Genomic DNA, 21,919 nt, shown 5'->3' with positions numbered 1-21,919 from the left:
AGCAAGGATGTCCACCAGCACTGGCCAAACCGCCGGCTCAACCGAGCCGGCGATCGCGCATTGCTACGGCAATCCGGTTTACCGCACGCGCAAAATGCGTAGCGAAACGATCTGCGACAGAGCGCGTTGCGCTGCTTCCGTCGGCGATCTCCCGGACCAGATCTTCCGGACGGCACGGCATTCTGCTCAAGGGGTGAACGTAGAGCGGGTACTGGATCAGGGTGGCGGCGACCAGCATCTGCAGATCGATCCGTCGTTTCCGGCGTTCAATCGGACAGCGGTCGTCCGTCAATCCCCAGCCTGCGTAGAACGGGATTCCGTGAACACCCACTTCCTTTCCGCGCAACAGCGCCTCGAACCCAGCAAGGGAGGTCATCGTTTCCACCCGATCACACCAGCGAACCCAGTGCATGATATCGCCGTCGCGCTCGATCCGGTCGGCCGCATCGGGTACAGCCCCGCCAGGACGCATGCCCGACACCACGTCCGGATGCTCCTTATAAACGATATAGGCGTCAGGATAGAGGTGCCGCACCGCTGCCACCAGGGCCGCATTCGACCGGATTTTGGGCGAGCCAAAGCGGATCGATGCGTCCTTTTCCACCTGTCCCGGCACCAGGACTTTCAACCGGTTGCCCGGAACTTCCGGCAGCGCAGCGGTGGTTCCGACGTTGTATTTCGATATGCCGCGTTCGATCAGCGACTGGCGCAGCGCTTCGGCGCGTTGCAACAGCGCACTGTCGAAATCGGTTTCCGCGATGATCTGCTCCAGGCCGCTCGGCATGCGCGCGTCGTAGTAGATGGTGTTTCCGTCAATCGCGACGGAAGACGGCATGACAAGCGCGGCGCCCAGCCCTTTCGAGCGAATGAAACCGTCCTCGATACGGAGGGTCTCGACCCCGGAGGGCAGCGGATTGTCCGATCCCCAGACTGCGACCGCACCGTCGATTTCCGAAGCCCGACGTACGGCACGCTCCAGATTGCGGGCGTGGAGCGGCGGTCCACACATCCCCTTCAGGAAAGGTGTCATCGCCTTGCGCTTCCATGGCGACATGCCTGCGGTGACGACTTTCTTCGGTAACCTGTGCCTCTGGTCGCGAACCACGATCGCCTGCTCAATCGTGCGCTCGATGTCGCAGTCGGCGCGGTCATGGAGATCGAGGTAGCGCGAATACCGAATGTAGGCCGCATCGAATATCTGCTCGAGGTTCGCAGGCGAACGGGTCGTCGGCGCCTCGGCATGATCAATCGTGACACCTCGGCCGGAATAGAAGTTAACACCGAAGCAGTGAACGTTCTTGCCCGCCATCAGCGCCTCGAAACCGAGCTGGCTCGAGACGGTATAGACGGTGTCCGCATCCTCCAGAAGCGGCCATGGGTTCATCGGAGGCGGCACGACGATATCGATGCCGAGGCGGTGCGCGGCCTGCCGTAATAAGCTCCGATCACCAGCTGCCGGATGTGTGCGCACCACCAGCGTTTTACCGGGGTGATGCTCGGCTGCGTGCTGCAACATCGTGGTGAAAGTGCCATCATCGGCCAACGCGCCGGCAATTGAGGCATCACCTGCGACCTGGTCGACGAGCAGCACATAGGGCCGCCCTTGGGGAATCCCCGTGCCTCGCAGCCCGACGATTGCGCCATTGTTGTATTTCGACAACCTGGCCCGGCGTATCGTCGCAATGAGGCTGCGTGCGCGCTCCAGGTCTTTGCCGTCGGTCACCGGGCTCTCGAGCAGGGTCTGCAACCGGCTTGGTCCGGTGGCGTCGAAATACATGCCTTCGTCGTCGATGACATAAGCGTGCGAAGGCTCGCTCGGCCCTGGCGCGAACCCCCTTATGAAACCATCTTCGAGCAGGATTGTAGGCTTGCCGGTACGGGCAGAGAGCGCACTCGCCCGCCGGCCCGATGGCCGCCATCCCCAGCCGACGAAAGCGTCAACGCGTGCTGAACTGCCAAGCGGCCAGAGCTCCACCTGCGCATCGAGCAACCGCGAAATGTCGGCCCGAATCCGCCACAAGCCGAGCGAGGTGACGGCATAGGTTTTGCGTTTCGCCTCGGCCACGATGATCAAGATCCCATCTCCGGCAGGCAAGCCCGCCGGCATCGCATTGAGTTTGCCGGCACGGCCTCACATGCGTTGCACGAGTGCACAGACGCGGGCGCCTCCCCGGAAGCAATGCCTGAGATTATAGCGCGTTCAGCCAGATCAGAAAGTCTGAACGGTCCGGGTCGCGGTACTGACCGGCGCAAGCGTGCCCGTGATCATCCCTACGAACCGGCTGAAATCGGTTGCCGGATGCCGCGACAGGTAGACGACGTCGCGGTTGCGGATCGGGAACGACTGGGCGACGATAAAGCTCTGCGTCTGCGCCAGATCCAGTCGGTAAATGACCGGGTAACGTCCCTGGCCATCCGAAGTCATGCCCTTCGCCAGCAGGTCGCGGAAGCGGTCGTCGCCGACGACGTGGCGATAGACGCTTTCGTTCTCGTAACGGAAAATGAAATAGCCCTTCGGATCGGCCGTCGACAGGTTGCCGCCGCCGGCGAGCGCAGCCGCCTCGATCAGGCTCAGGCTGGCTGCACCGAATGGTACCTTGCCCTTCTTTTCCGTCTGGCCAAGCGCGGAGAAGGTCTGCGGATCATATGTTACATAAACGTGGTCGGCGGGCTTGACGATGATGTCTTCCTTCGGGTTGTCAACAATCGTCTGCAGGAGCACCGTGCCCGTGCGCCCACCGCGCTTGAGCGTGACATAGGTATCGTAAGGCGGTTTCGATGCCCCGCCAGCACGCGCCAGCACTTCGCTCAGGTGCTCGGCGCTGAGTCCGAGCGGAATCATCGCGGCCTGATGGACATCGCCCTGGACGGAGACATTTCGCGACTCGTTTCCGGCCATCGACACCAGCACATCCGGCTCCACGGCCTTGGCCTTCAGCGCGTCTACGATCGTCGAGCGCGCCGTCTCCAGCGTCATCCCGGCGAAACGCACCGAGCCGACATACGGGATCTGGCCACGGCCATCAGGCTGCACCACGACGGGGATTGTCGTCGACTTGCTATCCGTCGTCGAAAACAGGCCATCCGGGCCGGCCTCGAAGATCGTTACCTGAAGCTTGTCGCCGACACCGATCACCGGTACGCCGCCGGCCCCACCGAAGCCGAAGGTGCGCGCAAGGCTGGGGGTTCCGAGCGTGGTCACGCCGTTGGCGACTCGCTGGTCGATGTCGACCACGTCGAAAATCATCTTGGTTTCTGGAATCTTGTAGGAACTGCCTCCCGCCGCGCCGGCTTCGAGCACTTCGCGGGTCAGCGGACCATCACTGGGGACCATACAACCGGAAAGCGTCAAAAGCGCCACGCCGGATGCGAGGCGCGCCAAAGACCGTGCAAACCTCGCCCCCGAGTTGCCGATGCCCTTATTCTTGCTCATCACACTGCGATTCCCTTTCGCCGCACCCTTTTGAGGCAAGGCGCCGAAAACGGACAAGTGTCCGCTCCATCAAATGTGTCGATGGAAAAGTCAATGTCCCACCACGATCTGTCCCAGAGACCGAGCCGCGAACGGGCCTCCGTGTCACCTTGGTGCAAATCCCTTGCATATTCGTTACGCCAAGAAAAGTCGATTTCGCGGCATCACGCTAAAACGGCGCTTTTCCACGAGAATTTCCCTTCCTGTGCGATAAAAAGGGCGCATCCGGCAGCACAGGTTTCAGGTTCGCCCCGTGTTCACGACACCGTTTTTCCGCGGAATCAGCAGCTTCCGACAACCAGTGTGCCTCCACATCGAAGAGCTGGGCCATCCGTCAACTTCGGACACGGCTGCCGGTCGGATCATACAGCGGCACCAAGTGCGGCGTGCACGGCACGCGCTGGCCTGCAACATCCAGTTCGTAAGTGCCGGAAAGCACATAATCCAAGTCGACCCCGTCCCGGTTGCGCACATAGCCCAATCCGACCGCCCCTCCGATCGTGTGGCCGAAACCGCCGCTCGTGAGCCAGCCCGCCTTCTCGTTGTTGCGGTAGATCGTTTCGCGGCCGAGGAGGATCGTATCCGGCTGGTCCGGCACGAAGCAGACGAGCCGCTTGCGCACGCCTTCAGAGAGTTGACGTTCGATAGCCGCCCGGCCGAGAAAATCGATCGCCCCGCCGGCTTTGACGGCCCAGGCGAGGCCTGCCTCGACCGGCGTATGATCCGGGCCGATATCCGAGCCCCAGGCCCGATAGCCCTTTTCAAGCCGGCAGGTTTCCAGCGCCCGGTAACCGGCATTCGTCAGCCCCTCTCCCCTGCCCGCCTCCATCAGCGCGCCGTAGACGGCCGCCGCGTCTTCGACGGAAAGGTGCAGTTCCCAGCCGAGTTCGCCGACATAGGTGATGCGCATCGCCCGCACGGCACGGCCGGCGACGGCGATGGTTCGGACGGTGCCGAAGGGAAAGCCGTTGTTCGACACGTCGTCCTCAGTGAGCCTCGCCAGGATCGTGCGCGAGTTCGGCCCCATCAGGACCAGGACAGACCACTCCTCCGTTACATCTTGCAATGTCGCGTCAAGCCCGACCGGGATGTTCCGCCCGATCCAGTCGAAATCATGGGTGGCGAAGCCGGTCCCGGTGACGATGTAATATTCGTCCTCGGCGATACGCGCGGCCGTCAGGTCGCATTCGATTCCGCCCCGTTCGTTGAGCATCTGCGTGTAGATGACGGAGCCCGGTCGACGCGCGACATTGTTGGCGGCGATCCACGAGAGGGCGCGTTCGGCATCCCTGCCCTTCAGCGAAAACTTGGCAAAGGAAGTCTGGTCGAAGATCACCGCCGCCTCGCGCACGGCGCGGTGTTCGCGCGCGACGGCGGAAAACCAGTTGGGCTGGCCGTAGGTATAGATGTCCTGCGGCTTCTCGCCCGCGGCCAGGTCGGCGAACCAGTTTGGCCGTTCCCAGCCGAGCTTTTCGCCAAAGCAGGCCCCTTGCGCCTTTAGCCGCGCATAGAGTGGCGACGTTCGGAACGGACGCGCACTTGCGTGCTCCTCGGACGGCCAGGCCATCGTGTAGTGCTTGCCATATGCCTCGACGGTGCGCCGCCGGATCCAGTCGGAATCGAAATGCGGTCGGCCGAAGCGACGGATATCGACCGGCCACAGGTCAAAGGGGGGCTCCCCCTTTGCAACCCATTCGGCCAGCGCCATGCCCGCGCCGCCGCCTGAGGCGATGCCGAATGCGTTGAAACCCGCGCCGATGAAGAAATTCCGCAGGCCCGGCGCTTCGCCGAGAATGAAATTGCCGTCCGGCGTAAAACTCTCGGGTCCGTTCAGGAGTTGCTTCACGCCTGCCGTTTCAAGGGCCGGGACCCTGCCAAGCGCAAGCTCCATGATCTGCTCGAAGCGCTCGAGATCGGGATTGAGCAGACTGTAATGAAAGCTTTCGGGAATTCCGTTCACCGCCCATGGCGCGGGATTCGGTTCGTAGCCCCCCATCACCAGCCCGCCGACCTCCTCCTTGTAATAGGTCAGCCGGTCCGGGTCCCGCAGCGTCGGCAGATTGGACGGCACGCCGAAGGGCTCGGTGATGAGATACTGATGTTCCATCGGCACGAGCGGCACATTGACGCCGAAGCGCGAGGCGAATTCCCGCGTCCATTGCCCGGCGCAGACGACGACGCGCTCGCATTCGATCCGGCCATGCGGCGTGACGACGGCGCGAATGCGGCCGTTGTCGATCTCGACATCGGTAACCTCGGTGTCCTCGAAAATGGAGACACCCGCCATCGTCGCGCCTCGGGCCAGCGCCTGTGTGATATCGGACGGATTGGCCTGGCCGTCCGTCGGCAGGAACGCCGCGCCGACGAGGTCATCGATCGCCATCAGTGGCCAGAGTTCCTGCGCCTCCTTTGGCGTCAGCAGTTCCATCTCCAGGCCGAAGGAGCGTGCGGTCGTCGCCTGGCGTTTGACCTCGGTCCAGCGCTCCTCGTTGCAGGCGAGCCGAAGCCCGCCGTTCATCTTCCAGCCCGTTCCCAGGCCGGTTTCAGCCTCGAGTCTCTTGTACAGGTCGACGGAGTAACCGAGGAGTTGGGTGATGTTGGCGCTGGTGCGTAACTGGCCGACGAGACCGGCCGCGTGGAACGTCGTTCCCGACGTCAGCTTCTTGCGCTCCAGCAGAACGGTATCGGTCCAGCCGAGCTTCGCCAGATGATAGGCCGTCGAACAGCCGATGATCCCACCGCCGATGACGACCGCTTTCGCGCTCGCTGGAAGTTCTTTCATACCTCCCGCTCCTATGCTTCTGACTGCTGGAATTGCTCATAAGCCCGTTCGAAGCGGGCGAGATTATCCGCCGTGTAGGCGGCATAGTCGAAATCGATGGTCGAATGGAGCTCCGAAACCATGCTCCAAAGCGTCTCGCGCAGGAGCGAGGCACACTTCATCGCCTGATACCGCCGCCAGAGGTCACCCGGTGCCGCGCGCTCAAAGTAACGCTCCAACAGCCATACTTCCTGGGCCTCGCTGAGTTCGTTATTCGACGCGAGGCCGCCGAGATCGAAGAGCGGCGTGTTGTAGCCGGCATAGTCCCAATCGATCAGCCACAGGCGCTCGCCGTCATCCAGGAAATTGCCCGCGAGAAGATCGTTGTGGCCGAAGACGATGTCGTAGGGACCGGCGACCGCCTCCAGTGCCCTTGAGATCCGAAGCAGGTCCTTCAGCCGGGGAACATGTGGGCTGCCGGCATCGCTAAGTGTTGCGGCATAATCCTCGATCACGTGGAACGCCCAGAAGATCATCGCCGCCCCGCGATAGTGACGCCCGGTCTCCCGGTGACAGGTCTGGATCAGCGGCACGATCCGTTCCAGGCAAGCGGATGATCGGATGTCCTCCGGGGTCAGCGTCCGGCCGCAAATATGGTCGAGCACGAGGACACCGGGCTGGTGGTGGATGACGGCTGGAGAGATGCCGGCCGCGTGGGCCGCCCGGCTTGCGGCGAGTTCGTTCTGTCGGCTGATCTGGTGAATGGGTATGTCGTCGCCCAGCCGGACGACATAGCTACGCTCCCCGTCGACAACCCGATAGTTTCGATTGGTAATTCCCCCCTTCAGAACGGACACCTCCGGCGTGCCATTCCACAGGGGCAGCGAACGGATCGTCTCCAGCGCCGCCAAGTCCATGTCTGTCCGTTCCCCGGCGCGCCTCAGTGACACGCTCGTTTGGAAGCGACGTTCCCGCACCCACCAAACCCTGTCAAGAAAATTCCACAAAAACGAACATAGGCATGGGTTTTTGTTGTAACATTGCGTGCTGCTTTGCTTTGCAGCCGGTTTGAACACGACAGTCATCTGCGAATGCAGACAGGAAACGGAATGGACACCCCAACAAACTCACCCGCCCTATCCAACCACCGCGAGCGGGAGATCCTGGAGGAACTGCGACTTGCAGGCGGCTCCAGCCGTATTCAGTTCCTCGCCGAGCGCCTCCGGGTCTCCGAGGAAACGATCCGCCGCAACATCCGCACGCTGGAAGCCAATGGCCTCGTCACCAAGGTCCACGGCGGCGTCCACATCACCGACAGCGTGAGCGAGCAGCCGCTCCATTACCGCATGAACGTCAATCCGGAACCGAAGCGGCTGATCGCTGCCAAGGTCGCCACGATCGTTAAAAATGGCGACAGCCTGTTTCTCGATATCGGCTCCACGACCGCCTTTATCGCCGTCGCCCTGCAGAAACATCGCAATCTTTTCATCGTCACCAATTCGCTCTCGGTCGCCCATACGCTCGCCACGCGCAACGACAACCGCGTCTATTTTGCCGGTGGCGAACTTCGCGCACACGATGCCGGCTCATTCGGCATAGAGGCGCTGCGCTATATCGAGCGCTTCAACCTGCAACATGCGATCCTGTCGGTGACTGCCATCAACGCTCGCTCCGGCTTCATGCTGCAGGATGTGCAGGAAGCCGACATCTCCCGCGTCGCCGCCAGTCAGGCGCAAAACCGCATTATCGTGGCCGACGCCGAAAAGTTCGGCCGGACGGCACCGATCACGATCGCTCCGCCCGACACCTACGACATGCTCGTGACCGACGCTGAGCCACCGGCGGACATTCGCCAGATGCTGGACCAGAACAACGTCAAGGTCGTGCTGGCAAACGACAGCTAGAATCCAGCCATCGCGCATCAGAGAACAAAAATGCCGCCGTAAGGGCCTCGAGCCTGACGTGGCTCGCTGGCGCTGGACGGCGGCATTTCCGGAGCGTTCTTCGTGGACGCTTCTCTTGGTGAAGCCCCCTCTGGACCTCACAAGCCTGGAAGCAGAAACCGTGCCAGACGCATTTTGGCTCATTTTCGAACGGCTATCGGGCATGGAGTTGATCGAGGCGGACAACCGCGCCCAATTCAGGAGCAATCCGCCCCGCGCCTCGTTGGGCAGAGCCCAAAAAGTGCGCACATCCGGAACAGGTCGCGCAGCGTTTGCCGAAACGGAAACGGCCCGCCGAAGCGGGCCGCAATTGACTTTATCGGTGTCGGATCGGTGCCTGCGCGCGGCTTAGAACTCTTCCCAGGTCTGTTCGGCCGCCGCCGCACCACCGCCGAACGCCCTGGCGACGCGATTGCCGAGCGCCCGCGCGGCTGACACAACCGGACGATGCTCCGACGTTGCGGAAGCCGGTGCCGCGCGCTGCGCCGCAGCGGTATCCGAGAGGCGGAACTGCGACAGCAACGCATTGAGCGAAGAGACTTCGGAGGCGAGCGTGTGGCTCGCGGCCGTCTGCTCCTCGACCATGGCCGCGTTCTTTTGCGTGCCCTGGTCGATGTTGTGGACGGCGGAACTGATCTCGTTCAGCCCGGTCGACTGTTCGCGTGCCGATCGCACGATCGCGGCGACGTGTTGATCGATCTCCTGTACCTGCCCGACAATTTCTTCCAGTGCCGTGCCCGTTTGGTTTACGAGCGTCACGCCCGTGTGCACCTGCTCTCCCGATTTGGTAATGAGGGCCTTGATTTCCTTGGCTGCATTAGCGGAACGCTGCGCCAGTTCGCGCACCTCCTGGGCGACGACGGCAAAACCCTTGCCCGCATCGCCGGCCCGCGCTGCCTCGACGCCGGCGTTGAGCGCCAGCAGGTTCGTCTGAAACGCAATCTCGTCGATCACGCCGATGATGTTGGAGATTTCGCGCGAGGAGGTCTCGATGCCGCTCATCGCAACAACGGCCTTCTTGACGATTTCTCCCGACCGCTCGGCACCGCCTCGCGTGCGATCCACCAACTGGCCGGCATCCTCGGCGCGCCTGGTCGCGTCCTTGAGCGAGGTCGTGATCTCCTCCAGCGCCGCTGCGGTTTCCTCCACCGATGCTGCCTGTTGCTCGGTGCGCGTCGCCAGTGCGTCGGATGCGGTGCGGATCTCCTCCGTGCCCGCATGGATCATCTGCGCATTGGCCCCGACCGACTGCAGCGCCTGCTGCAGTTTTTCGACCGACGCATTGAAATCGTGGCGGATCTGATCCAGCGATCCGCTGAAAGCGGCATCGATGCGATGGGTCATGTCGCCATCAGCCAGCTTTTGCAAGCCGTTCGCCAGCGCGGTAACGGCGAGCTGTGTCTGGCGCTCCCGCTCCGCGGCCTCTTCCGCCCGCTGGCGACGTTCCTGCTCCGAAAGCGCGCGATTTTCCTCGGCCTCGGCCTCCAGCCGCAACTTGGCGACCGTCGCATCGTACAGCACCTGAAGCGACCGGGCCATCTCGCCGATCTCGTCCTTGCGGCTCGATTCTGAAAGGTCGATATCCGAACCGCCGCGGGCGATCTCACCCGTCGCGCTGATCACTTTCTCCAGACGCTTGCGGAAGCGCGCCGAGAGCATCCAGCCAATCGCAATCAGCAGGCCGGCAGCAACGGAAATGATGACGATGGAGGTAATAGCCAGACTGGTCAGATGCGCAAACAGCGTCGCTTGCGGGACGGAAACCACCGTGTACCAGGTCGTTCCCTCCAGCAGGTTGACCGGCACGGCCACCGCCATGTTGTCCTGCCCCTTGCCGTCCGACAGATCGAAGGCCTTGCCGGGGTTCGCCATCAGCGCGTCCCATGCGGAAACATCGAGGCCCGAATCCTTCAACGCCTTGCCGAGCAGGCTGGTGTCCGGATGGCTGACGATTGCGCCGTTCTGGCTGAACAGGGCAACATAGCCGTCGCCGAGCGGCTTGAGCTTGGCCATATCGCCGGCCAACGCATTGAGCGCCAGATCGACGCCGGCAACACCGGCGAACCTGCCATCGAGCGTGAGCGGCACCATGAAGGATGCCATCAACACGTCCTTGCCATTGATCGAATAGGTATAGGGCTCTGTCAGGAGCTCTTTGCCCGTCCGCTTGGGAACTTGATAGTAATCGCCGGCGCCTTCCTTGTCGTAGTCGACGAGCGCCTCGTGCACGATCCCGTCACCCGTACGCGGGAAATAGGGTATGTAGCGGCCCGTCGCATCGTGGCCGGGTTTGTTGGCGTATTCGGCATCCTTGCCGTCAAAGGCATTGGGCTCCCAGCCGGTGCTGAGACCGAGCGCGAAAGGATTGTCGACCATCAGATTGTGCAGCAGCGCGTCCGTACCTTCGCGCGACGGCATGCCGGCTTGCTTCATCGCATAGAGCGACGAGCGCAGGTTCTGGCTCAACGCCTTCGCGGTGGCAAAATAGGTTTCGACGTTCGCGGCGCTTGTCTGCGCGGCATTGGTCATTTCGGCGATCGAACGGGCGCGCACTTCCTCGAACGACAGATAGAAAAGCGTACCGGCAGTGGCCACGGTCGTGGCGACGCCTGCTGCCACGATGGCAAACATATTGCGCGCAGTCGCAGTCTTCAGAAACATCAATTCGACTCCAGACCCCTGCCAACGGGTAGCGGCGTGGGGAACTTGCACTGAGGTGGGGGAACATGCCGAGGCGGAGGAAGGGCGCGAAGTCATTTCGCATCACAACCTTATTGGGCAATTCCTTGCAGAAAGAATAATGCGGCGACGCCCGAATGCGACTAAAGTCGAGTGGAACCCTGATCGTTCAAGAAAGAAGAACTGACCGTTCGCCGCCCGCCATCTTCAAGTGAACGGCCATTGGCGCGATATTCCGGTCGAGAAATCCTTCGCACTGAGGAAGGGAGTTTTAGATGACCATGCAACTGACCGGCATTCACCACCTGACCGCCATCACCGCCAATGCGCCTGAGAATCTGCGCTTCTACACGCAGACGCTGGGCCTGCGGCTGGTCAAGAAGACCGTCAACCAGGACGACACCAGCGCCTATCACCTTTTTTATGCTGACGGATTGGCATCCCCCGGCACCGATCTGACCTTTTTCGACTGGCCGGTCGGCCGCGAGCGCCGTGGCACCCACAGCGTTTCCCGCACAGGGCTGCGCGTGGGAAGCCTCGAAACGCTGAAATGGTGGAAGGACCGCTTTGCCGAACTGAAGGTCAAGGCCGGCGAAATCCGTGCCGTCGGCGGCCGACAGGCGCTCGACTTCGAAGATGACGAAGGCCAGCGCTTCCGCCTCACCGTCGATGACAGCGGCGCCCCGTCGCACCCATGGGAGAAAAGCCCGGTTCCGCCCGAGCATCAGATCAAGGGCCTCGGCCCGATCACGATGAGCGTGCCGGACATCACCAACACCGAGACTATCCTCGTGCATGTGATGAACATGACCGAGACCTCGAAATACCCGTCTCCGGACGGCAAGGGCGCGGTGCACGTCTTCTCCATGGGCGACGGTGGGCCGGCGGCGGAACTGCACGTCGCGGTCGAGCCGGACCTCCCGGCCGCCCATCAGGGCGCCGGTGCCGTCCACCACGTGGCCTTCCGGGTCCCGGACATCGAGGCTCTGCACGCCTGGACGGAGCGGATCCGCGGTTTCCGTGTGCCCTCGAGTGGTGAGGTCGAGCGCTACTATTTCCGCTCGCTCTACTTCCGCGAGCCGAACGGTGTTCTGTTCGAGCTCGCCACCGACGGCCCGGGATTTGCGGTCGACGAACCGCTCGACAAGCTCGGCGAAAGCCTGTCGCTGCCGCCGTTCCTGGAACCGCGCCGCGAGCAGATCGAAGCCCGGCTGAAGCCGCTGGTCACCGAGTAGCGCGTATCTCGACGTCCTCACCATGGCCAAACGCGCGGGGATAGACCGACAGGAACATTGCTATCCTGGAAAGGTTTTCGTTTGATACCCGAAATGAGATTCGGCCGGGCTGCGACTAGTCAAGGGCAGCCCGACCGACGATTGGAGAAATGAAGATGACCAAACTGGTCGCGATTTCCGGAAGCCTGCGCAAGGCCTCGTTCAACACGGCACTGATGCGTGCGGCGATCGCCATGGCGCCGGACGGCGTGCAGATCGTCGAAGGCTCGATCCGCGGCATCCCGCTCTACGACGGCGACGAAGAAGCGGCGAGCGGCGTGCCGGAAGCAGCAGCAAAACTCAAGGACCTCGTGGCCGCAGCCGACGGCGTGATGCTGTTCACACCCGAATACAACAACTCCATCCCGGGCGTCTTCAAGAACGCGCTCGACTGGATGACCCGACCGGCGTCCGACATTCCGCGGGTCTTTTCCGCCAAGCCTTTTGCCATCACCGGCGCCTCGCCCGGCAATTTCGGCACGCTGCTGTCGCAGGAGGCCTGGCTGCCGGTCATGCGCACGCTCGGTACGCGCCCGTGGTTCGGCAGCAAGCTGATGGTCTCGAAGGCCGGCTCGGTCTTCGACGCGGACGGAAAGCTGGTGGACGAGGCGATCGAAAAGCGTCTGCGCAACTTTGTCGAAGGGTTCGTTGCTTTCGTGCAGGAAGCGAAAGGGTGAGATCAGCCGGTCTTGACGTAAAGATCGCCCGCACAAGCGTGCTTAGGGATTGAACTCCGCGGCGGCGAAGCCGGGCAAAGGCTCCGTCGCCCGGCAAACGGTTAGAAGATCGCTGCAGCAGGACCGCGCAAGCGCCCCTACCCTGGCACCCTCTGCATAAACTGGCGGACCAGTTCCATATCGGCCGCGCCGATGTCATGTCCGGCAGGCAAGGCGCGGTTCTCCACGCTGGCGCCGGCGCGCTCCAGGAAAGCCTCGATGTCCGCTGCGTAGGGACCGTAAGGATCCGACTGGCCCGTCACCATCAGCACGTTCGTGCCTGACAGGTCTGCCATGGGAACGTCCTCGAGCACATTCATCGCCCTGAGCAGCACCGCGTTGCGGACGATGCCCGGATGCAGAAGCATCAGGGCACCCAGCATGTTCGCCCCGTTGGAATAGCCGAGGAACACCGTCTTTTCGGGGATCAGTCCATAGGCGGAGTTCGCCTCGCCGATGAAGGCCGCAAGGGCGGTCGCCTCGCTCGCGATCTCTTTTTGATCGAAGGTCACGGCGGTGATGCGCCGGAAGAAGCGTGGGTAGCCCTCATCCATGCTACGGCCCCTGAGGCTGACCAAAGTGGCGTTCGGCGCAACGCGGGCACCAAACGGCAAAAGGCTCGTCTCGTTGCCACCGGTGCCATGCAACAACACGAGCGCCGTACCGTCGGCGTTCTCCGGCCGGTGGACACGATGGACGAAAGGCAGATCGCGCTCGGTCATTCTTTCTTCTCCTGGAAGGGAAAACTGCGGCAACCGGGCCCGGATATCGTCCGGATCGGCCAGGAAATGCCGGGGCACGAACAGCTTGCTGCCCAACGCCTCCGGCGTTTCGTCGACAAGCATGCCCGGCGCGTCGGTGGCATATTCGAGCAGTATTCCGCCCGGCTCGCGCACGTAGAGCGAATAGAAATAGGTGCGGTCGTGCATATTCGTGGCGCCCGCCTGCTCAGCGCGAAGCGAAGCCTCGACCCGCTCGACGGCAGCCCGGTCGGGCGCACGCAGCGCGATATGATCGATCGTGCCCGTTCCCGGCGCCGACGTCCAGAAACCGCCGGCATCACGGATATCGAGCACGTCGGCTGCCTCGCTTGCAAGCCGGCGTATCCCGCCCGCTTCGGCCACCGGACGGAAACCGAAATGGCGTACAACAAAATCGGCCGTCGCCTGCGGCTGATCGGAAAAGATCGTTGCGCCGCGGATCCGCTGGACGGCATCGGCAGCAAGAATACCCTTTGCCGTCCAAGGCGACGTCCCCGCGACACCGGCCTCGCCGACAAGCTTGACGATGATCCCGTCCGGATCCTTCAAGCGCAGCACCGGTTCGCCGAATTCCTGGGTCGGACCCGTGATCTGAACGTTGAAGGTCAATGCGCGTGTCAGCCAGAAACCGATTGCCTCGGGCCGGATCGACAGGGCGATTTCCGCAGGCTGGCCGATCCCCAAGCGCCCGGGCGAGCCGTCTTCCCAGGCCAGAAAGGTGATCAGCGTACCCGGCGCTCCGGTGCCGTCCCCATAGAAAAGGTGAAGCTGGTCGGAATCCTCGAACCCCGCCGTCCGCTTGACGAGCCGCAGGCCCAGGAAGCCGACATAGAAATCGACGTTAGCCTGGATCTTCCGGGTAATCGCCGTAATGTGATGAATGCCGCTGGTCATGATCGTTCTCCGTTGAACGACACCCAATCAGAAGCCTTGCCTGCAGGCCAGATCACCAGCAGTGAATTCATTGTCTACCGTTCGCGCATGTTTTTAAAGGTGATCAGTTCTGATCAAGAAACGCCTTGAAGGCTTGACCGTAATCGGGATGCCACCGCGACAGCGGCGGACGATTCTCGATGATGTCGCCGGCGGCCCACTGGATGCGCTTTTCGTCTGTCGCCCGGTCAACCTCGTTGTCGGGACAGAGGATATAGAAGTCACCGCGAGCGACACTGGTCATCATGAAGTCCACCGTCTGTGCCGGCGTCCACGCGCCAGCCGGCTTTTCAGTTCGGTCTTTGGCCGCCAAAGGCGTGAAGACAAAACCAGGAATGAAGAGATGCGCGCTAACCCGGCAGCCGTCGCGATTGCGCAGGTCATGCTGCAGCGCCTCGGTGAAGACCTTCACGCCTGCCTTTGCGACATTGTAGGCCGGATCTCCTGGCGGTGTCGTGATCCCCTGCTTCGAGCCGGTGTTGATGATCAGCGCCGGCTCGCCGTGGGCAATCATTCCCGGCGCAAAGACCTGGCTGCCGTTGATGACGCCCCAGAGGTTGACCGACAGCACCCTCTCCCAGTTCTGCCTCGGCCCGGTAATCCCGCTTCCAGGTTGGATGCCCGCGTTGTTCATGAGGACATGCACACGACCGAACCGGGCAAGCACGGCGTCGCGCAGCGCTTCGACCGAGTTCAAGTCGCCAACGTCGGTCACGACCGCCAGCACCTCTGCCGCCCCAGCGGCCGCAACGGCGGCAGCCGCCGCGTCGAGGCGATCACCGTCGACATCGGCAAGCACGACGCGCATGCCGAGGCCGGCGCAATGCTGCGCAGCCGCAAGTCCGATCCCGGAGGCGGCTCCGGTCACGATGGCAACGTTCAATGGCGAGAAAGCAGCAGGTGTCATGACAGGGATCCATTCGGTGCGTTGTGACGGCGGCTAGCAGCTCATTCCCGGCAACTGGCGGCCCATGTCCGAATGGATAGCGGCGGGCGCCGGCAGTGTCCACGCCGGCGCCCGCCGAAAAAGTGCCCTAGGCGGCGGTCACGTCGCGCACCATCGCGCGCGGTCCGGCGGCCGATGGATCGCTCATAAGCTTGCGGATCGCCACGCGAACTTCGTCCGCGGAATTGAACCGCTGCGAGTCAAGGTCCCACACGTGATACTTCACGGCAACGAACCTCAACCTATCCTGGTCCGGAACTACAACGCCGACGGCCTCGCCGCCGATCTCAATAACTTGCTTTTCCATAGTAACTCCTGCCATGCGGAAGCACAGCGAATGCCAAACTTGCGTTTCAATCGAAGTGGAGAAAGTTACATTCGGCAGAAAGCCGGAAGCATAATCTCTTGTTTCGTTCCGCGACAGGAGAACACATCACCAGCGGAGGCGATGTTGGCATTGTGATGCATGTCACACTCCCTTGGTTAGGCCACACGCCAAGATGGCTGTGGGTCGACCCTTTTGAGTTTCTGCGAGGGCCCTTGCGCATGGTCGATGAGATAAGTCGAGATGGGCATCTTGTCAACTCGAAGCGAAATTTTTTGGGAAATTTTTGCGTTGGGACAGGACCACGATCGCCGAAAGAGAAAATAGTTCGCACATGCAGCAAATCTGGGAAATGGACTTGCCCATGATGAAAAATGGGCAGTCGCTCCAACTTTAGGCGCATTCGCCTTTCTGTCGCCTCGAAATTTTCGCGCAAAAGGCGTATTCGAGGCGATCCCCGCCCCCATCTCAAGGCGTATCCGCACGAACTACCGGGACCAAAAGGCCACACGCAGCGTGAATCGGCAGGATTCAACCGCCATTCGCAAACAAAAACCGATTGGCAATGTTTTCACTGTAGCTATGGTGATCGGGATGATTCTGGGCATAGTCCGCTTTGCCCTTGCGATGTTGTTTGTGCGTTAACCATAAGAGGGGAAAATGCGCGGACTGCTTTCTGGACTCAAGAAAATTGAGCCGCCGTTTTCAGGGGCTCGGGGAAGACCATGAAGATTGCAAAATCCCTTTTGCCCCTGACGATGCTGCTCTTGTCGGGATGCGTCGTCGGGCCTGATTACAAGACTCCTGGGACTGCCTTGCCGGCAAAGTTTACCGAATCGGCTGGCAAGTCTGCGGGCGACACGACGCTCGATCCCTGGTGGGAGAATTTCCGCGACAAGCGCCTGACCGCCTATGTGGCGCAGGGCATGAACGAGAATCTCGACGTTCTCACGGCACTGGAGCGCATTACCGAAGCCCAGGCGAACGTCGTCCTCGCCGGTGCCGGTGCCTGGCCGCAGATCAGCGCCAATGGGGCGGCGACTGCCGAGGGTCAGGACGGTTCGCTGTTGCGACGCGGCGGCGCGGGCGGCGTAGGTGGCGTAAGTCACACGCAGTCGAAGAACCTCAACGCCGGCCTCGGCGCTTCCTGGCTTCTGGACCTGTTTGGCCAGTACGCACGCGCCCGTGAATCGGCCAATGCTTCGCTCGACGCCGCCTATGACACCGTCAACGTGGCGCGGCTGGCATACCTGTCCAACCTGACGACCACCTACATCAGTGCACGCTTCTTCCAGGAAGCGCTGGCGTTGAACCGCCTGAACCTGGCGTCGCGGCGCGAAACGCTGAAACTGACGGAGGATATCCGCGCGGCCGGTGCTGCCTCGAGCCTCGACGTCGTGCAGGCGGAAGGCCTGGTCAACCAGACGCTGGCCGAGATCCCACCGCTCGAAATCGGCTTCTACCAGGCGGCAAACAGCATGGCCACCCTGCTTGGCGTCCCGGCCGGCACGATCACGCCGGACCTGATCAGGGGCGGCGGACAACCGATGCCGCGCTATTCGGCCAAGACCGGCATCCCGGCCGATCTGATCCGCAACCGCCCCGACATTCGTCGCGCCGAACGGTCCCTCGCTGCCGCGACCGCCCAGATCGGCGTCGCCGAATCGCAACTCTACCCGGCCCTCACCCTTGACGGGACGATCGGCGCCGCTCGCGTCTTCAGCGCGACCACCGGCAACCTCACAAACTGGTCCTTCGGTCCGACGCTGGTGCTGCCGATCTTCAACGGTGGCGCCTTGAGGGCACAGGTCGATATCGCCGATTCCCAGGCCAAGCAGCAGTATTTTGCCTGGAAGCAGACAGTTCTGAATGGCGTGGAAGAGGTCGAAAGCGCTCAGGCCGCCCTCATTCGCGATTACCAGACCGTGGCTGCATTGCGCAGGCTGATCGCTTCCAACGAAGAAGCATTGTCGCTTGCGCGCGAAAGCTACAAGGGCGGCGCAAGCACGATCCTCGACGTCCTCGATGCCGAGCGCAACGTCGCAAACAGCCGGCTGACGCTGGCGGCAGCGATCCGTACGCTGGCATCGGACTATGTCGCCCTCAATGCGGCGATCGGCGGCGGTTCCTCGATCGAAACGCCGGTCCCGACGCCGTCCCCGACCCGCGTCGCCTCGGCGGAAGCCACCAAGTAGACGACCGCGCAGAACTGACAAACGCATTCATCCCCCTGAGAGCCTAGTGCCCTCAGGGGGATTTTCTTTCCGGATGAAGATAGGCGCATCGGACAGGATGGAACCGGCGACTGGCGGTCGCGGCCGCACGGCTTCCCGCGATCGGCGCAGCTGCCGAAAATTGCCTCTGGCATCGGCAGTCATTTTGACAACGCGCCTCCATCGCCCCTCCCCCATCCCGCGTCATTGACACCACCCAGGACTCGTGGAAGGTGGGCAGCAGGTATCGTCAGTCGACCGCCCCGTTGCGGCGGCCACCGTGGGAGGATTTGGTCCATGAAACTCGTTCGCTTTGGAAAGCCGGGGGCGGAGAAGCCCGGCCTGGTCGACGCCGACGGACAGGTGCGTGATTTGTCCGCCGTGGTCGCCGACATCGCCGGCGAGGTCCTCCGCCGCGAAGGCCTGAAGCGGCTGAATGCGATCGACCCTGCCAGCCTTCCGCTTGCGCCGGCCGGGGAGCGGCTTGGCGCCTGCGTCGGGCGCGTCGGCAACTTCATCGCCGTCGGCCTGAACTATGCCGACCACGCGGCCGAGAGCGGTCTGGCCGTGCCGCCCGAACCGGTCCTGTTCAACAAGGCTCCCTCCTGCGTCGTCGGCCCGGACGACACCATCCTCATTCCGCGCGGTTCGGAAAAGACCGACTGGGAAGTGGAACTCGCCGTCGTCATCGGCGAACGCGCATCCTACGTTTCCGAGGCGGACGCGCTCGACTATGTCGCCGGCTATTGCATCTGCAACGACATTTCCGAGCGCGCCTACCAGATCGAGCGCAGCGGCCAATGGATGAAGGGCAAGGGCTGCCCGACCTTCGGCCCGATCGGTCCCTGGCTCGTCACCACCGACGAGGTGGACCCCGGCAATCTCGCCATGACACTCAGCGTCAACGGCGAATTGATGCAGAACGGCTCGTCGGCCACGATGGTCTACAAGGTGCCATTCCTCGTGCACTACATCTCGCAATTCATGATCCTGGAGCCCGGCGACGTCATCACCACCGGCACGCCGCCGGGTGTCGGCATGGGCATGAAGCCGCCGCGCTATCTCAAGGCCGGCGATCGCATGGAGGTTTCCATTGCCGGCCTCGGCGTCCAGCGGCAGCCTGTCGCCCAGGGCTGAAGAGCGAACACGGTTTGCCTTTACCAAAGGAGCCGCATGAAACCGCGCGGCTCTTTCGAAACACTGCTATGCCAAGCACCATTGCGCCGATCGTTCAGTTATCCGCCGGTCCGCTTGCGGCAGTACATACGCCCATCAGATTTCACCTGGCGTAAGCAACGGAACCGCCTCCAAACATGCTAGAAGAGATCCAGGCCGACGCGACGTGCACCGGGCGACGCGCAGCAAAGAAAACGATTGTATAAGGAGCCATCCTCATGAAGCGACACAACCTCCTGGCAACCGCCACACTCGCGGCACTCATCGGTATCGCCGCTCTGCCTGCTGCAGCGCAGGAGCGGGTCGTCAATGTGTATAACTGGTCCGACTACATCGACAACACGATCCTCTCGGACTTCACGAAGGAAACCGGGATCAAGGTCGTCTACGACACGTTTGATTCCAACGAAACTGCGGAAGCGAAGTTGCTCGCCGGCGGAACCGGCTACGATGTCGTCGTCCCGACCGCGGACTTTCTGCAGCGGCAGATCCAGGCGGGCGTGTTCCAGAAACTGGACAAGTCCAAGCTGCCGAACCTCGTCAACATGTGGGATGAGATTTCGGCGCGCGTCGCCTTCGCCGATCCCGGCAACGAGTATGCCATCAATTACATGTGGGGCACGAACGGGATCGGCTACAACGTCAAGAAGGCCGCGGAGATCCTCGGCCCCGATGCGGCGCCGGGATGGGACGCCATTTTCAATCCGGAGATTGCCGCCAAGTTCAAGGATTGCGGCATCTACTTCCTCGATTCCCCGACCGAGATGATGCCTTTGGCGCTCCACTATCTCAAGCTTGATCCCAACTCACACGACCCAGCCGACCTTGAGAAGGCCGGCGAACTGCTGCAGTCGGCTCGCCCCTATGTGCGGAAGTTCCATTCCTCCGAGTACATCAACGCGCTCGCGAACGGCGACATCTGTCTGGCGGTCGGCTGGTCCGGCGACGTTCTGCAGGCGCGCGATCGCGCTTCCGAAGCCGGTGCCGGCGTCGAAGTCGGCTACTCGGTTCCCGCCGATGGGACGATGATGTGGTTCGACATGATGGCGATCCCCGCCGACGCCCCGCACGTGGAAGAAGCGCACGTCTTCCTCAACTACCTGATGAGGCCGGAGGTGATCGCCAAGGCCACGGACTATGTCTTCTACGCCAATGGCAACAAGGCCTCGCAGCAGTTCGTCAGCAAGGAAATCCTGGAGGATCCGGCGGTCTACCTGTCCGAGGATACGATGAAGAAGCTCTTCACCCACGGTCCGTACGACGCGAAGACCCAGCGGGTCGTCACCCGTATCTGGACCAAGGTCGTCACCGGCCAGTGACCTTGGCGCTCAGGGTCACGTCCAACTCGCGGTTCGGGCAGCCTCTACAGCCTGTCTGCCGAATGGGAACCGAATTCGGGAGACATGCGTAAGAACAAGGTCCTAAAGCGTGGTCTGTGAATCTGAAGACCACGACGCGCTTTAGGTCTGTTCTGGAACGAACGGCTCGAGCGTCCTTGCCGTGGAGCCTCAAGCTCAGAGGTCCGCCGCAAGGCTATTCCACGAGTTTTCGCAGGACGTCGACCAGTTCGTCGGGGTCGAATGGTTTGGAGAGGACGGGCGCGCTTCCGGTGATCTCATTGATGGCCTGCGCGCCGTAGCCGCTCAGGACAAGGAAGGGAATGGCCCTTTTGGCCGCCGCTTCAGCGATAGGTCTTGCGCTGGTCCCGTTGAGGTTCATGTCCAGTACGATTGCGTCCACGTGCTCGTGCTGGAGAGATTTCAGTGCCCTTTCCACACTGACGCTGGGTCCGACCACTTGGGCCCCAGCATCGACCAGGGCATCCTCGATCGACATTGCGATCAGCGCCTCGTCTTCGACTACGAGAATGCGTCGTCCTGCCAAGAGCGCAGTCACGTCTGGATTCCCCTGTCCCTGGGCGTGCTGCGCTGCGGATCGCCTCCGACGAAGTCCATCCTGATCGTACAGATGACACCGGTCGGCTCGAACCTGAGATCCGCCGGATAGCCCAGTTCATAGGCCAATGCCCGGTTCAGAACGCGAATTCCGAAGCCTTGCCGATAAGGGGCGACCGCCGGAGGTCCGCCACGTTCTTCCCATCGAACCGTGCAGACGCCGTTGCACGCCCAGGAAAGCATGATCCTGCCTTCTGGTCGCGATAGCGCTCCATATTTGATCGCATTGGTCAGCAGTTCATTGAATGCCATGGCGAGCGCCAGGGCTTGCTTCGGGCTTATGCGAATTGGCGGCCCCTCCAGGACCGCTCGGCCGTCTTCGATCCATGCTTTCAGGACCGCACGGGCAATATCGCCCAGTTGCACGGCCTGCCAAGCCTCGCGGGTTAGCAAATCGTGTGCTTCGGCGAGGGCGAGCAGCCTGGTGGTGAATGCCGTTGCGAATGTCTTTGGCGTGTCAGCATTCTTCAATGTCTGCTCGGCAAGCGACTGCACGGTTGCAAGCGTATTCTTCACGCGGTGATTAAGTTCACCGATCAACAGTTGCTGACGCCGCTCGGCTCGGCGCTCCTCCGTCCGGTCCCGGAAGATCTTCAAGTATCGGTCCGGGCTGCTGGCCTCGACGGGAAGCATGACGCCCGATCCCCAAAACCGCGAGCCATCCTTGCGATGGTGCCAGCGCTCGTTGGCCGCCCGACCGTCGTGAAGTGCGGACCACATTTCGCGTTCTGGAACATTCGCCGCGCGATCCTCCGCGCTAAAGAA

16 protein-coding genes are annotated in these 21,919 nt (G+C 62.2%); 6 read left to right on the top strand and 10 right to left on the bottom strand.

Annotation, left to right across the window (positions count from 1 at the left end; all coding sequences use genetic code 11):
- Nucleotides 1–37 precede the first annotated feature (37 nt).
- The 4 genes from AC1DDS_RS15315 to AC1DDS_RS15300 all read right to left on the bottom strand — a co-directional run bounded on the left by AC1DDS_RS15315 (nucleotide 38) and on the right by AC1DDS_RS15300 (nucleotide 7,150).
- The gene (locus AC1DDS_RS15315; RefSeq protein WP_477479909.1) at nucleotides 38–2,065 is read right to left on the bottom strand and encodes a capsular polysaccharide biosynthesis protein; all 2,028 of its coding nucleotides are present in this window, start codon (nucleotides 2,063–2,065) and stop codon (nucleotides 38–40) included.
- A 144-nt stretch (nucleotides 2,066–2,209) separates the two neighbouring features.
- Nucleotides 2,210–3,433 carry a polysaccharide biosynthesis/export family protein gene (locus AC1DDS_RS15310; protein WP_477479694.1) on the bottom strand — a complete coding sequence of 408 codons (1,224 nt, stop codon included), beginning with the start codon at nucleotides 3,431–3,433 and terminating at the stop codon, nucleotides 2,210–2,212.
- 373 nt (nucleotides 3,434–3,806) lie between these two features.
- A complete protein-coding gene (locus AC1DDS_RS15305) occupies nucleotides 3,807–6,254 on the bottom strand; it encodes a GcvT family protein (protein WP_477479693.1) in 2,448 nt (815 codons plus the stop codon).
- Nucleotides 6,255–6,265: 11 nt separating this feature from the next.
- Nucleotides 6,266–7,150, bottom strand: a complete 885-nt coding sequence (locus AC1DDS_RS15300; protein ID WP_477479692.1) for a phosphotransferase — start codon at nucleotides 7,148–7,150, stop codon at nucleotides 6,266–6,268.
- A 192-nt stretch (nucleotides 7,151–7,342) separates the two neighbouring features.
- Between AC1DDS_RS15300 and AC1DDS_RS15295 the strand changes: the two genes are divergently transcribed.
- Complete coding sequence (locus tag AC1DDS_RS15295; protein ID WP_477479691.1) at nucleotides 7,343–8,137, top strand: DeoR/GlpR family DNA-binding transcription regulator; 795 nt, start codon at nucleotides 7,343–7,345, stop codon at nucleotides 8,135–8,137.
- 387 nt (nucleotides 8,138–8,524) lie between these two features.
- Here AC1DDS_RS15295 and AC1DDS_RS15290 read toward each other — a convergent pair whose 3' ends face one another.
- Nucleotides 8,525–10,837, bottom strand: a complete 2,313-nt coding sequence (locus tag AC1DDS_RS15290; protein WP_477479690.1) for a methyl-accepting chemotaxis protein — start codon at nucleotides 10,835–10,837, stop codon at nucleotides 8,525–8,527.
- A gap of 293 nt (nucleotides 10,838–11,130) precedes the next feature.
- Here AC1DDS_RS15290 and AC1DDS_RS15285 point away from each other — a divergent pair, with 293 nt between their 5' ends.
- Nucleotides 11,131–12,090 (top strand): ring-cleaving dioxygenase, encoded by a 960-nt coding sequence (locus tag AC1DDS_RS15285; protein ID WP_477479689.1) that lies wholly within the window; start codon nucleotides 11,131–11,133, stop codon nucleotides 12,088–12,090.
- Between the two features lie 155 nt (nucleotides 12,091–12,245).
- Entirely contained in the window at nucleotides 12,246–12,806 is a 561-nt protein-coding gene (locus tag AC1DDS_RS15280) for an NADPH-dependent FMN reductase (RefSeq protein ID WP_477479688.1), read from the top strand.
- Nucleotides 12,807–12,943: 137 nt separating this feature from the next.
- On the opposite strand, the gene AC1DDS_RS15275 is transcribed toward AC1DDS_RS15280, so the two are convergent.
- The 3 genes from AC1DDS_RS15275 to AC1DDS_RS15265 all read right to left on the bottom strand — a co-directional run bounded on the left by AC1DDS_RS15275 (nucleotide 12,944) and on the right by AC1DDS_RS15265 (nucleotide 15,792).
- On the bottom strand, nucleotides 12,944–14,500 hold the full coding sequence (locus tag AC1DDS_RS15275) for a VOC family protein (RefSeq protein WP_477479687.1): 1,557 nt from the start codon (nucleotides 14,498–14,500) through the stop codon (nucleotides 12,944–12,946).
- 103 nt (nucleotides 14,501–14,603) lie between these two features.
- Nucleotides 14,604–15,446 (bottom strand): SDR family NAD(P)-dependent oxidoreductase, encoded by an 843-nt coding sequence (locus AC1DDS_RS15270; protein WP_477479686.1) that lies wholly within the window; start codon nucleotides 15,444–15,446, stop codon nucleotides 14,604–14,606.
- Between the two features lie 127 nt (nucleotides 15,447–15,573).
- Nucleotides 15,574–15,792: a hypothetical protein gene (locus tag AC1DDS_RS15265; RefSeq protein WP_477479685.1), complete on the bottom strand. Its 219-nt coding sequence runs from the start codon at nucleotides 15,790–15,792 to the stop codon at nucleotides 15,574–15,576.
- Nucleotides 15,793–16,535: 743 nt separating this feature from the next.
- On the opposite strand from AC1DDS_RS15265, the gene AC1DDS_RS15260 reads away from it, so the two are divergent.
- The 3 genes from AC1DDS_RS15260 (at nucleotide 16,536) to AC1DDS_RS15250 (ending at nucleotide 20,518) form a co-directional block, all read left to right on the top strand.
- Nucleotides 16,536–18,005 carry an efflux transporter outer membrane subunit gene (locus AC1DDS_RS15260; RefSeq protein WP_477479684.1) on the top strand — a complete coding sequence of 490 codons (1,470 nt, stop codon included), beginning with the start codon at nucleotides 16,536–16,538 and terminating at the stop codon, nucleotides 18,003–18,005.
- Nucleotides 18,006–18,320: 315 nt separating this feature from the next.
- A complete protein-coding gene (locus tag AC1DDS_RS15255; RefSeq protein ID WP_477479683.1) occupies nucleotides 18,321–19,160 on the top strand; it encodes a fumarylacetoacetate hydrolase family protein in 840 nt (279 codons plus the stop codon).
- A gap of 257 nt (nucleotides 19,161–19,417) precedes the next feature.
- The gene (locus AC1DDS_RS15250; protein WP_477479682.1) at nucleotides 19,418–20,518 is read left to right on the top strand and encodes a polyamine ABC transporter substrate-binding protein; all 1,101 of its coding nucleotides are present in this window, start codon (nucleotides 19,418–19,420) and stop codon (nucleotides 20,516–20,518) included.
- A gap of 214 nt (nucleotides 20,519–20,732) precedes the next feature.
- Here the strand turns inward: AC1DDS_RS15250 and AC1DDS_RS15245 are convergent, their stop codons facing one another.
- Entirely contained in the window at nucleotides 20,733–21,095 is a 363-nt protein-coding gene (locus tag AC1DDS_RS15245) for a response regulator (RefSeq protein ID WP_477479681.1), read from the bottom strand.
- A partial coding sequence (locus tag AC1DDS_RS15240; RefSeq protein WP_477479680.1) for a sensor histidine kinase occupies nucleotides 21,092–21,919 on the bottom strand: 828 nt, incomplete at its 5' end. The genes AC1DDS_RS15240 and AC1DDS_RS15245, both read right to left, overlap by 4 nt.

This window comes from Mycoplana sp. 10N416 (assembly GCF_056394765.1).
The sequence above is the reverse complement of the archived record's forward strand: the minus strand, read 5'-3'. Positions and strand labels throughout refer to the sequence as shown.

Bases quoted from the DNA above. Each gene is read 5' to 3' on its own strand.
- AC1DDS_RS15310 (WP_477479694.1), bottom strand. From the start codon at position 3,433: ATGAGCAAGAATAAGGGCATCGGCAACTCGGGGGCGAGGTTTGCACGG.
- AC1DDS_RS15305 (WP_477479693.1), bottom strand. From the start codon at position 6,254: ATGAAAGAACTTCCAGCGAGCGCGAAAGCGGTCGTCATCGGCGGTGGG.
- AC1DDS_RS15300 (WP_477479692.1), bottom strand. From the start codon at position 7,150: ATGGACTTGGCGGCGCTGGAGACGATCCGTTCGCTGCCCCTGTGGAAT.
- AC1DDS_RS15295 (WP_477479691.1), top strand. From the start codon at position 7,343: ATGGACACCCCAACAAACTCACCCGCCCTATCCAACCACCGCGAGCGG.
- AC1DDS_RS15290 (WP_477479690.1), bottom strand. From the start codon at position 10,837: ATGTTTCTGAAGACTGCGACTGCGCGCAATATGTTTGCCATCGTGGCA.
- AC1DDS_RS15285 (WP_477479689.1), top strand. From the start codon at position 11,131: ATGACCATGCAACTGACCGGCATTCACCACCTGACCGCCATCACCGCC.
- AC1DDS_RS15280 (WP_477479688.1), top strand. From the start codon at position 12,246: ATGACCAAACTGGTCGCGATTTCCGGAAGCCTGCGCAAGGCCTCGTTC.
- AC1DDS_RS15275 (WP_477479687.1), bottom strand. From the start codon at position 14,500: ATGACCAGCGGCATTCATCACATTACGGCGATTACCCGGAAGATCCAG.
- AC1DDS_RS15270 (WP_477479686.1), bottom strand. From the start codon at position 15,446: ATGACACCTGCTGCTTTCTCGCCATTGAACGTTGCCATCGTGACCGGA.
- AC1DDS_RS15265 (WP_477479685.1), bottom strand. From the start codon at position 15,792: ATGGAAAAGCAAGTTATTGAGATCGGCGGCGAGGCCGTCGGCGTTGTA.
- AC1DDS_RS15260 (WP_477479684.1), top strand. From the start codon at position 16,536: ATGAAGATTGCAAAATCCCTTTTGCCCCTGACGATGCTGCTCTTGTCG.
- AC1DDS_RS15255 (WP_477479683.1), top strand. From the start codon at position 18,321: ATGAAACTCGTTCGCTTTGGAAAGCCGGGGGCGGAGAAGCCCGGCCTG.
- AC1DDS_RS15250 (WP_477479682.1), top strand. From the start codon at position 19,418: ATGAAGCGACACAACCTCCTGGCAACCGCCACACTCGCGGCACTCATC.